The sequence below is a fragment of the Thermofilaceae archaeon genome (assembly GCA_038731975.1).
In the GTDB taxonomy this organism is placed as follows: domain Archaea; phylum Thermoproteota; class Thermoprotei; order Thermofilales; family Thermofilaceae; genus JANXEW01.
Map to the genome: position 1 here is coordinate 1 of JAVYQJ010000073.1, position 3,169 is coordinate 3,169.

Here is a 3,169-nt window from a genome sequence, read left to right on the forward strand (position 1 = left end):
TGTACCGGGCCTGTAGCGCGCCTGCTAACCTGCCTTGGGCGGGGTTTATAAGGGGTGGTTCAGCAATTGTACCGTGCGGAGGCAGTTGCTGCTCGCATTTCTCGCGGCCGCGGTGGCCGTAATCGGGCTCTTCGCGCTCCTCAGGGTTGGAGGGGAAGTCTCGCTTGACGACTTGAAGAGTGAGGCGAAGCACACCTTCACGCTCGAGAGCCCGGACTTCCCGTACGGCGGGGAGATCCCGGCCGCTTTCACGTGCGACGGCCGGAACGCGCCGCCCGCTTTGAGGTGGAAGGGGCAGCCGGAGGGCACCGTGAGCTACCTGTTGGTGGTGTACGACCCTGATGCCCCTAGCGGCACCTTCATCCACTGGGTTGTCTACGACATACCGGGCTCAGCCACTGAGTACCAGCTGGGGGCTGGCGTGAGCGGGCTGAACGATTTCGGCCAGGTGGGCTACGGAGGCCCCTGCCCGCCCCGTGGTTCAACTCACAGGTACTTCTTCGTCCTCTTCGCCCTCGACACTAAGCTGAACTTGGGTGAAGGGGCTAGGCTGAGCGACGTGCTCAGAGCGGCGAAGGGGCACGTCCTGGCTGTCGCGGAGACTATGGGCAGGTACGGGAGGAAGTAGCAGGAGAGGCAGCTCGCCGCCCGCACCCGGGCAAGCCCGCTTAAGAGCGGTAGGCCGGAGGAGTGGTGAGCGGGAAGCGCTAAGCCGGAGGAGCGCCCCCGGTCTGCTCCGCGGGATAGGATTCGGCGAAGCTTAAGCGCGAGCTTACGGTGAACCGCTCCTCCAGCAGATGCTCAGCTCCTTAACTACCGCGTAGCGCCCAACGCAGCTCAAGAGCCCTAGGTCCACGAGGGCTGCGGCTATGAAGTGGAGGCTGTTGAACTAAGTTAAGGCGTAACCCGTCCCCAGCTGGTTAAGCTGTAATACTCAGGCTTGAGCGGAGAACGCTTACGCCTATCAAAAGCTCGCACAGTAGCGAGTAGAAGGGTCTTTCACCTCGCCTCTCATCTAGAGCATTGGTTAAGGCGTCCTCAACCCGGCCCCTAAACTGGGGAGACAACCTACTGGGAGCAGAGGCACAGCTCCTTCCCTACCTCTGGGGTGAGGCCTTCCGCGTCACGTTGATTTTGGGCAGGAGTACAAGCTCAGCGCTTTCCTCCTTTTAAGCTGCAGTGCTTCAAGCTCTTCAGCCGCGTGGAGCCTTAAAGTCGCTCTCAAACCACAGGTTTTCTCGAAGAGCAGCTTCCCCCTGAGCGCTGCCAGCCTGAATGAGGGGGGAGCGTAATCGAGCAGCTGGACATCGATGGGGAGGCCAACCTTCTCCTCCAAGCACTCTCGGAGCTCGTCGATGTACACCGGCTCACTATCGTAGCTCACCGCGTACCCCGTGTAGACGGCCACGTCAACATCCCGGAAGATATTTGAGCTCACAAACCCCCCGTGCACAACCGCTAAAAGCACCTCCCCCCGCTCGTACAGGAGTCCCCGTAAAAGCTCCAGCACCTTCCCCCTTTCCTCCCAAGGCATCGACTTGGGCCGTCGCCTCCCCTCTTCAAGAGCCCTTAGCCTCGACATACCCCTCCACCTCTTTGATGAAGCGTTCAACCGCCTCTATACCCCCCTCCCTAGCCTCCCTATAGATCCTCAGGTCGTCTATAGCCCAGTACCTGTGAACCACCTGGTTTCTCAACGAAGCCAGCTTAGCCATGCTGTTGCAGGTATCTAGGCTTATCACCCCATGGCTCGCGAGTTTGAAGAAAGCTTCCCGGTAGCTCTCAGCAGCATCGTTAAAATCCTTCTCGAGGATGGTGACAGAAAGGTCTGCTAGCGCCTCAACCATCACTACTATGCAGTACCTCAAGCTGTACCTCGCCCTCCTATCTGCGAGGAACTCGTCAACGCCCATTGAAACGATACTCTTAACCTCGTTAAGCGCATCCAGGGCCTCACGCACAAACCTGTTGAAGACATCCCTATCCACTCGGGTCACAGTTTTAAAGGCGAGAACACAGTTTTGTACCTTCCCTCAAGCACCCCCCAGCAGCAAGCATGCTACGCCTGTGAAGCATCAAGTGAAAAGGCCGGCCAAGTATCCACCGATTCGTTCACGCGATCATACTCAAACCCCCCTGTACATTGGGAGCGAAGATGCGTGCTTGCTTCAGTTTGGTCACAATGGAAGCGCTGAACCTAATGCCCTATGTTGTTAGAGGGATTCATCGCAGTGGAAGTTCTCACTTGCATTAATCTCCTACGGCACGCCTAGCGAGAAAGCCTCCTCGCCAAAATTATCCAACAGTGTAGAGATAGGTAAAACCGGTTTATTCACTCAGTGCCCTCCGAGCCCCGATGTTCACCCCCCGGCGCTCAAGGCGAGCGATGTGCGCAGCGAAGGAGCTGAGCTGCCAAGCGGCTATAATGCCGGGGTTGACATACGGGCACGCTCCCGTTTCTGCTCTCACGGCGGGGTAAAGCGTGAGGAGTGGTGTGTAGCGCGTAAGTGCTAACTCGGCTTCGGCTCGGAGGGTCTCAGTTTCCCTGAGGGTTCCCAGCGGAATCTCCAAAGCCCTCTACCGAAGGCCTCCACCGCTATTTCGAGCTCCTCGGCGAGCTGGTCGCTGATGAGGGGTTCATCGGTCAGCGGAGATACGAGCACGTCAGCCAGCACCTCTCTAGACTCTACTCCGTCCGCGGTAACCACCTTTACCAGCGCCGCTCTCGGGTAGTACCAGACTCTGAGCGGGCCTCCCGCGGTATCAACGTCAGCCTCTCTAGCGTCGGCCGTGGGTGGCCACATGCCCAGCCTCCTAGCCGTAGAGGTGGGGATCATCAGTTGAGGCGTTGGAGCTTCGTAGCCGCTATTGAGCAAAGCCACCTCCTCCACTCTCCCCTCCTTACCCCTGATTACCAGCCTGACTCTCACCGCCACGTTCCCGGACACCCCGGAACTTGATCCGACCCACTCGGGCCACCCTCCTGAAAACGATCCTGCCCACCTTAGCCAAGCTCTACACCGAGTTGACGCTCGATCTCGGGCTAATAAGCTTCTCACTCAAGCATAGAGGGGGTTCGGGGTTTTAACCCCTTGGGCCCTCCCGACTCGAGCCCCACTTTCATCGGGGCCCATGTCACCGCTCATCGGGCCCCGCACAGGGTAACCCC

Annotated in this window: 4 protein-coding genes; 1 reads left to right on the forward strand and 3 read right to left on the reverse strand. The window is 58.9% G+C overall.

Going from position 1 to position 3,169, the window contains the following annotated elements; genetic code table 11:
* Positions 1-73 precede the first annotated feature (73 nt).
* Entirely contained in the window at positions 74-628 is a 555-nt protein-coding gene (locus tag QXF46_09530; GenBank protein ID MEM0227102.1) for a YbhB/YbcL family Raf kinase inhibitor-like protein, read from the forward strand.
* A 495-nt stretch (positions 629-1,123) separates the two neighbouring features.
* Here the strand turns inward: QXF46_09530 and QXF46_09535 are convergent, their stop codons facing one another.
* From QXF46_09535 to QXF46_09545, 3 genes are all read right to left on the reverse strand, one after another.
* Positions 1,124-1,582, reverse strand: coding sequence for a hypothetical protein (locus tag QXF46_09535; protein ID MEM0227103.1), 459 nt, complete (start codon positions 1,580-1,582; stop codon positions 1,124-1,126).
* A complete protein-coding gene (locus tag QXF46_09540; protein ID MEM0227104.1) occupies positions 1,560-1,997 on the reverse strand; it encodes a HepT-like ribonuclease domain-containing protein in 438 nt (145 codons plus the stop codon). The genes QXF46_09535 and QXF46_09540 overlap by 23 nt, the downstream gene beginning before the upstream one ends.
* 513 nt (positions 1,998-2,510) lie before the next feature.
* Positions 2,511-2,936 (reverse strand): hypothetical protein, encoded by a 426-nt coding sequence (locus tag QXF46_09545; GenBank protein MEM0227105.1) that lies wholly within the window; start codon positions 2,934-2,936, stop codon positions 2,511-2,513.
* Positions 2,937-3,169: the final 233 nt, after the last annotated feature.

Excerpts from the sequence above, each read along its gene's own strand:
- QXF46_09535 (MEM0227103.1), bottom strand. The coding sequence starts at position 1,582 with ATGTCGAGGCTAAGGGCTCTTGAAGAGGGGAGGCGACGGCCCAAGTCG.